The 7,236-nt window shown below is 62.8% G+C and carries 7 protein-coding genes; 2 read left to right on the forward strand and 5 right to left on the reverse strand.

Going from position 1 to position 7,236, the window contains the following annotated elements; genetic code table 11:
* Window positions 1-608: glycosyltransferase (locus tag RNA01_RS22490; RefSeq protein ID WP_147182350.1), on the forward strand; the 608-nt coding region annotated here is incomplete at its 5' end.
* An 84-nt stretch (window positions 609-692) separates the two neighbouring features.
* Here RNA01_RS22490 and groL read toward each other — a convergent pair.
* Complete coding sequence (groL, locus tag RNA01_RS22495) at window positions 693-2,318, reverse strand: chaperonin GroEL (RefSeq protein ID WP_147182351.1); 1,626 nt, start codon at window positions 2,316-2,318, stop codon at window positions 693-695.
* A 149-nt stretch (window positions 2,319-2,467) separates the two neighbouring features.
* On the opposite strand from groL, the gene RNA01_RS22500 reads away from it, so the two are divergent.
* A complete protein-coding gene (locus RNA01_RS22500; RefSeq protein WP_147182352.1) occupies window positions 2,468-2,941 on the forward strand; it encodes an Hsp20/alpha crystallin family protein in 474 nt (157 codons plus the stop codon).
* A gap of 75 nt (window positions 2,942-3,016) precedes the next feature.
* On the opposite strand, the gene RNA01_RS22505 is transcribed toward RNA01_RS22500, so the two are convergent.
* The 4 genes from RNA01_RS22505 to RNA01_RS22520 form a co-directional block, all read right to left on the reverse strand.
* The gene (locus RNA01_RS22505) at window positions 3,017-3,262 is read right to left on the reverse strand and encodes an acyl carrier protein (RefSeq protein WP_147182353.1); all 246 of its coding nucleotides are present in this window, start codon (window positions 3,260-3,262) and stop codon (window positions 3,017-3,019) included.
* A complete protein-coding gene (locus tag RNA01_RS22510) occupies window positions 3,259-4,512 on the reverse strand; it encodes a dihydrolipoamide acetyltransferase family protein (protein ID WP_147182354.1) in 1,254 nt (417 codons plus the stop codon). Before RNA01_RS22510 ends, RNA01_RS22505 begins: the two co-directional genes overlap by 4 nt.
* Before the next feature lie 2 nt (window positions 4,513-4,514).
* Window positions 4,515-6,518, reverse strand: a complete 2,004-nt coding sequence (pdhA, locus tag RNA01_RS24260) for a pyruvate dehydrogenase (acetyl-transferring) E1 component subunit alpha (protein ID WP_147182355.1) — start codon at window positions 6,516-6,518, stop codon at window positions 4,515-4,517.
* On the reverse strand, window positions 6,515-7,236 hold a 722-nt coding region (locus RNA01_RS22520; RefSeq protein WP_147182356.1), incomplete at its 5' end, for an AMP-binding enzyme. The genes RNA01_RS22520 and pdhA, both read right to left, overlap by 4 nt.

Genomic DNA, 7,236 nt, shown 5'->3' on the forward strand with positions numbered 1-7,236 from the left:
ATTTCCTCGTCGCCGGCGAGGGCGAAATGCTGACCGCCATCAGAAGCCGCTTTGATGCCGAGGGATTGGCCGACCGGGCGCATCTCATGGGTTCGGTCGAAGGAACCGCCCTCGCCGACACCTATGCGGCGATGGATGTCTTCGCCTTCTCGTCGAAATCGGAAACGCAAGGACTGGTGCTTGCCGAGGCGATGGCCGCCGGCACTCCGGTTGTCGCACTGAATGCACCCGGCGCGACGGAGATCGTCCGCGACGGAGAGAACGGCCGCCTGATGCCACAGGATTCATCGCCCGAGGCGTTCGCGCGGGCACTCGAATGGGTGAGGATACGCCAGGGGGAGGAAAGAGCCGCACTTCGTCAGGCGGCCCTTGAGACGGCCGAGCCTTTTTCGCGGGAACATGCCGCCGCCCGGATCGTCGATCTCTACCTGTCCGCGATTGCCGATCATCCCGCCCCGAAAGAACCCGACGCCAGTCGCTGGCAAACGGCGACCCGTCGCCTCGACCGGGAATGGCAGATCATGTCCAACATGTTCCATGCCATCGGCGACGCCGTCCTGGCGCCTAACGCCGATCATCCGGGACCGCGGGACAGCCAGAACGGGTAATGCGACCCAAGCGGCACGGTGACGAACGCCGCATCGGCTTTGCGATCCGCACGCGAGGCGGCCGGTCGCCATTTCTTGCCGCCATCAGGCGTTCAAGCCTTCCGGACCGCCTCGCTCCGCCTTTTCCTCTTCGGGAATTTCGGTCATCGTCGCCTCGGTGAGCAGCAACACGCTCGCCACCGAAACGGCGTTTTCCAGTGCAACCCTCACCACCTTGGTCGGATCGATGATCCCGGCGTCGATCAGATCGACATACCGGTTCTGCGCCGCGTCGAATCCGATATTGCCTGTACCCTCCAGCATCCGTGCGACGACGACGCCGCCATCGACGGCGGAGTTTTCCGCGATCTGGCGCGCCGGTGCGCTCAGCGCCCGGCGGAGGATTTCCAGACCCGTCTTCTCGTCGCCCAGGCTACGCGCCTGCTCTTGCTCGAGGGTGCCGGTGCAGCGCAGGAGCGCCAGCCCGCCGCCCGGCACGATCCCCTCGGCCACGGCGGCCTTGGTCGCATTGATGGCGTCGTCGAGGGCCTCTTTTCTGCTTTTCAGTTCCGCTTCGGAGGGAGCGCCGACACGGATCACCGCAACCCCTCCGGACAGCTTGGCCACCCTTTCCTCCAGCTTTTCCCGGTCGTAGTCGCTCTTGGTCTTCTCGATCTGCGCCCTTAGTTGCCGAAGGCGGCCCTCGATGGCGTCCCTGGTTCCAGCGCCGCCAATGATCGTCGTCGTTTCCCTGTCGCTGATGACGCGCTTGGCATGCCCCAACTGCGCGATCTCCACCGTTTCCAGTTTACTGCCGAGATCCTCCGAGACAAGCTGTCCCCCCGTTACAATGGCGATGTCCTCCAGCATGGCCCTGCGGCGATCGCCGAAGCCAGGCGCCTTGGCGGCAATGGCGTGAAAGATACCTCGAAGCTGATTGACGACCAGCGTAGCCAAGGCCTCCCCGTCCACGTCCTCCGCAATGACGAGAAGGGGCCGCCCGCTCTTGGCAACTTGCTCCAGCAGCGGAACGATGTCGTTGATATGGCTGATCTTGCGATCGCAAACGAGAACATGTGCGTCCTCGATCACCGCCTCCATCTTGTCAGCATCAGTAACGAAATAGGGAGAGATGAAGCCGCGATCGAACTGCATGCCCTCAACGATTTCCAGTATCGTCTCTGTCGTGTTCGACTCTTCGACCGTAATCACGCCCTGATCGCCGACCTTTTCCATGGCATCCGCGATCAGATCGCCGATCACCGGATCATTGTGCGCGGAGATGGCAGCGACCTGCGATTTTTCCTTCCGTGTCTCGACCGGTCTCGACATTGAACGCAACGTCTCCACGCAGATCTTAAGGCCCCGGTCGAGACCCCTCTTGATGTCGATGCCGCTGGCGCCGGCTGCGACGTTGCGCGTACCATCGGCAAAGATTGCGTGGGCAAGAATGGTCGCCGTACTGGTGCCGTCACCGACGGCCTCTCCGGTCTTCTCGGCGGCTTGGCGCAATATCTGGGCGCCGAGATTCTCCTCCGGGTCCGCCAGATCCACCTCCTTTGCAATGGTGATGCCGTCATTGCAGACAATCGGCGAACCCCACTTCTTCTGGATCAGGACCGATTTCGATTTTGGCCCGAGCGTGATGCGGACGGCATCGGCAAGCGCGGTGGTTCCGCGCAAAATCTTTTCCCGCGCCGCCGAATGAAAGAGGATGTTCTTGTGCGACATATCTGAAGCCCGTTCTTCTGCTGACCATCGGAAATTGGCTTGTTTTCTTCTAGCGCCTCCGTCACCGGGCTGGATTGACGGCCGTCAATGACGCGGCCCTGTTCGACTGCGAGAGTGCCTTTCCCTGACGAGGCAATGGAGGTGTCGACATGGCGGGTGGAAGTTGGTTGCAGTCCCTGTGGGGCGACAAGGAAGACGACAAGAACCCGTTTGTGGATCTGCGCAAGCGGATCGACAGTCTTTTCGAGGATTTCGACCAGGGCCTGCCGGCTTTGGCGGGAAGCTTCGCGGTACGATCGAATGTCAGCGAGACCGACAGTGAGGTCTGCATGACGGCCGATCTTCCCGGCGTGGAGCAGAAAGACATCGACGTTTCGGTCACCGACAACCGGATCACGATCAAGGGCGAGAAGAGGTCCGAGAAAGAAGAGAAGAAGGAAGACAAGGGGCGCGAGTTCCATCGCATCGAGCGTTCCGCCGGCTCCTTCCAGAGAACGATGACCCTGCCCTTCAAGATCGATGCCGAGACCGTCAAGGCAGATTTCAAGAACGGTGTGCTGACGGTCACGATCCCGAAGCCGGCGGGAGCGGTGGCGGAGACGAAGAAGATCGAGGTCAAGTAAGCCTTCTCGGCGACACGACGGCGCCTGCGCAAGCGGGATCCCGAACCGGCACGTCAAACGACGTGCCGGTGTTTTCTAGGCAACCTTCTCCACAAGATAGTCCACGATCGCCGCAAAACTGCGAAGCCTCGGATAGTCCTCTTCCGGGATCGGCAGCGAAAAACGCTTGGCCAACGCGGTGATCAGATTGAGGAAATCGATGGAATCGATGTCGAACTCCTGCCGAAGGTCCCCATCCCTATCTATCTCTGCGACATCGACATCAGGCGCTATGCGCCGAAGCGTCTCCGCCAGCACCGCTTCCAGTTCCTGCTTGGTCATAGGGCCTCCGGCTTCTGCAGAACTTGGTCAATATGGGACAGAAAGAGCGCGCCGCGGTGGCCGTCGCTCACCCGGTGGTCCCCGGCCAGCGTGACATGCACAACCTTGTGCGGACCGATCAGGCCCTCCAACGCCCTTACTTCGGTGACCGGCATGCCAAAGCCGACGATAGCGACTTGCGGCGGATAGATGACGCCATAGAGTGTCTCGACACCGCGATCGCCAAGGCTCGAGACGGTAATCGTCGGGTCCGACAATTCCGACGAACGGAAACGGCCCGCCCTGACCCGACCGACGAGATCGCGCATGGCCGCCATCAGTTCGGGGACGCCGAGTGCGTCGGCATCATGGATGGCAGGAGCCACGAGACCGGTTCCGCGGATATTGATCGCCACGCCGGCATGGACGACCGGGCTCGGGCGGAAGACGCCATCGGTGAAATGTCCGTTGAACTCTGGGAACTTGCGCGTCGCCCGCGCGACGGCCTTAACGAAAAGTGCGCCGAGAATCACACGTTCCGCAGGATCGCGCCGGGTGTTGAAGTTCGACAGCCAGGCCTCGGCTGCCGTAAGATCGACCCTGTGCGCCAGGTAGTAATGCGGGATTTCCCGTTTCGAACGCGCCATCGCCGCGGCAATGGCGGCGCGCATGCCGGTCATCGGTTGCAGGACAGGTTCGACGGGTGGCGCGGCCAGAGTCGGCTGACGGCTTTCCATCCCCTCAAGATCACGAAGCTGGATTTCCCCATGGGGACCGCCGCCCTTGACCGACGACAGGTCGATGCCGTGATCCACCGCATAGCGCCGTGCCGCGGGCGAGGCGCGCACGCTCTGTGCCGCATCTGCGGCGGCAATCGGGAGCGACACGACGGGGGACGGCGTGCACTCTTCTTCTATCCTCGGTCCAGCGGCGGGAAGCTTCTCCATCATCTCGGGCGAAGCCGGCGTTTCGCGGGGTGTTTTTCCCAAAGCCAGTGGAGCAGCAGCGCTTGGGGCGGCCGCTGCCGGCTCCTCGTCATGACGTCGGATCAGCGCTATCGGCGTTCCCACTGGAATCTTGGCGCCAGGCTTCACCATCGCCCCCTCGAAGATTCCTTCCTCGAAATTCTCGATCTCGATCGCCCCTTTCTGGGTCTCGACCACCGCGATGACGTCGCCCCGTCTCAGCGCCTCCCCAGGTTTGACGAGCCATTCGACGAGCGTCCCAGCCTCCATGTCCGCGCCAAGCGAAGGCATACGGAATTCAGCCATGTTCACACCTTTCCCAACATCGCCATAACCGCCGAGACGATCTTCTCGGTCTGCGGTATTGCCGCGTCCTCGAGATGCTTCGCATAGGGAATCGGGACTTCTTCGCTGCAGAGCCTGGCAAGCGGCGCATCGAGCTCGTAGAAACACTTCTCGGCAATCCGCATGCCGATTTCGGCCGATATGCTTCCCGAGCGCCACCCCTCGTCCACGATCAATGCGCGTCTCGTCTTGGTCACGGAGGCGAGGATCGTCTGCTCATCGAGTGGCCTCAGACTGCGGAGATCGACGACCTCGGCGGAGATGCCGGCGCGCTCGAGTTCAACTGCCGCGTCCAGTGTCTTGAACAGCGATCCGCCATAGGTGATGAGGGAGACGTCGCGCCCTTCCCTGCGCACCGCGGCGCTGCTGATGTCCACCGGCCCGGCGTTGACGGCCAGCGGCCCGCTTCGGTTGTAGAGCATGACATTTTCGAAGATCAGCACCGGGTCCGGGTCCTCCAGCGCCGTCCAGAGCATGCCGCGCGCGTCCTCGATGGTGGCGGGCGTAAGGACGCGCAGGCCAGGTATATGCGCATACCAGCCTTCCAGGCTGTGGGAGTGCTGCGCCGCCAGTTGCCTGCCTGCTCCCGTCGCCATGCGGATCACGACCGGGACGCCGAACTGGCCGTTCGACATATGCCGGAACGTCGCGGCCGTGTTGAGAATCTGGTCCAGCGCCAACATGGAGAAATTGACCGTCATCACCTCGACGATCGGACGCATTCCGGCGATCGCGGCACCGATGCCCGCGCCGGTGAAACCGGATTCCGACAAGGGCGTGTCGCGGATGCGGTCGGGGCCGTATTTCTCCAGCAACCCCTTGCTGACGGCATAGCAGCCGCCATACTGGCCGACATCCTCGCCCATCAGGAACGTACGGTCGTCGCGATCGAGTGCCTCCTGGATCGCCATCTTGACGGCTTCGCGATAGGTCGTCTCCACCGTCTCCGCGGCAGGCTCGACCTTCGGCGGGGGCGCGGGCCGTACAGGGGCCACGACATGCCGGCTCAGGCTTTCCAGCGGTTCCCAGTGTCCGGCCTCCGCGAAGGCCACGGCCTCGGCGATCTCGGCATCGGCCTTGGCGACAACCTTGTCGACATCACCGGAATGAACGATGCCGTTCTCAAGCAGCCATGTCTGGAAACGCACGATCGGCCCCTTGCGCCGCCATTCCTCCACCTCCTCCTTCGATCGATAGAGTTGCGCATCGAACATCGAGTGGGCGCGGAACCGATAGGTCTGGCACTCCAGGAAATAGGCCTCTCCGACATCCCGGATGGTTTCCAGCGCGCGCCGCGCGGCCGCTTCGACGGCGACGACATCCATCCCGTCGACGACCTCGCTGATCAGCCCGTAGCCCTCGGCCTTCCTGTGAATGTCAATCACCGCCTCCGAGCGTTCCAGCGCGGTGCCCATGGCGTAACGGTTGTTTTCGCACACGAACAGCACCGGCAGATGCCAGAGCGAGGCAAGATTGAGGCTCTCGTGAAACTCTCCCTCGGCAACTGCGCCCTCTCCGAAGAAACAGGCGGTCACACGATCCTCGTCGCGGATCTTGTCGGCAAGCGCCAGGCCGGCGGCGAGCGGCAGGCCACCGCCGACGATTGCGTTGCCACCGTAGAAATTGGCGGCGGCGGAAAAGAGATGCATGGAGCCGCCCCGCCCGCCCGAGCAACCCTCCATCTTGCCATACATCTCCGCCATGACCGTCTTCATCGGCAGGCCCCGCACCAGCGCGTGACCGTGTTCGCGATAGGTCGCGACGACACGATCCTCGCTCTGCAGGAGCGGAATGATGCCGGCGGCGATCGCCTCTTCGCCATCGTAGAGATGCAGGAAGCCGCGGATCTTCTGCTCAGTGTAAAGCTCGGCGCACTTGTCCTCGAATCGGCGGATGCGGATCATCTGGGCTAGCAGGTCGAGCACGTGCCCTCGCGTCAGATGCGGTTTTTGGGAGCGGTCGGTCATCTTTCGTCACTTTCAAGTGTTGAGATGTCGCCCTCGGGCAGGCCCAGCTCCCGTGCCTTGAGCAGGCGCCGCATGATCTTGCCGGAGCGGGTCTTGGGCAGATTGTTCCTGAAGGCGACCTCCTTCGGCGCGACGGCGGGACCGAGCCGCTTTCGCGCATGGCCGAGGAGCTCGAGCATCAGGTCGTCGCTGCCCTCGTGGCCTGGCTTGAGCGCGACGAAGGCCTTGACGACCTCGCCGACCGTTTCGTCGGGTATTCCGATGACGGCTGCCTCGGCGACGGCCGGATGCTCCATCAATGCGCTTTCGACCTCGAACGGGCCGATCAGGTGGCCCGCGCTCTTGATGACATCGTCGTCGCGACCGACGAACCAGAAATATCCATCCTCGTCACGCATCGCGAGGTCGCCGCTCAGGTACCAGTCACCGACGAAGCACTTGCGGTAGCGTTCCTCCTCGTGAAGATAGGCTCGCATCATCGACGGCCAGCCGGGCTTCAGGGCCAACTGCCCGATCGTCATCGGCCTTGCGATTTCCCGTACCGTGCCGTCATGCCTCTCGACGATCCCGGCGGTGATGCCGGGAAGCGGCTTGCCCATGGAACCAGGCTTGACGTCCATCGAGGCATAGTTGGCGATCATGATGCCGCCGGTCTCCGTCTGCCACCAGTTGTCGTGAAACGGCATGCCGAACGTCCTGTTGCTCCAGATCACGGCTT

Origin of the sequence: Paenirhizobium naphthalenivorans, assembly GCF_007992095.1 — a bacterium.
Taxonomy (GTDB): Bacteria; Pseudomonadota; Alphaproteobacteria; order Rhizobiales; family Rhizobiaceae; genus Allorhizobium; species Allorhizobium naphthalenivorans.

Bases quoted from the DNA above. Each gene is read 5' to 3' on its own strand.
- groL (WP_147182351.1), bottom strand. From the start codon at position 2,318: ATGTCGCACAAGAACATCCTCTTTCATTCGGCGGCGCGGGAAAAGATT.
- RNA01_RS22500 (WP_147182352.1), top strand. From the start codon at position 2,468: ATGGCGGGTGGAAGTTGGTTGCAGTCCCTGTGGGGCGACAAGGAAGAC.
- RNA01_RS22505 (WP_147182353.1), bottom strand. From the start codon at position 3,262: ATGACCAAGCAGGAACTGGAAGCGGTGCTGGCGGAGACGCTTCGGCGC.
- RNA01_RS22510 (WP_147182354.1), bottom strand. From the start codon at position 4,512: ATGGCTGAATTCCGTATGCCTTCGCTTGGCGCGGACATGGAGGCTGGG.
- pdhA (WP_147182355.1), bottom strand. From the start codon at position 6,518: ATGACCGACCGCTCCCAAAAACCGCATCTGACGCGAGGGCACGTGCTC.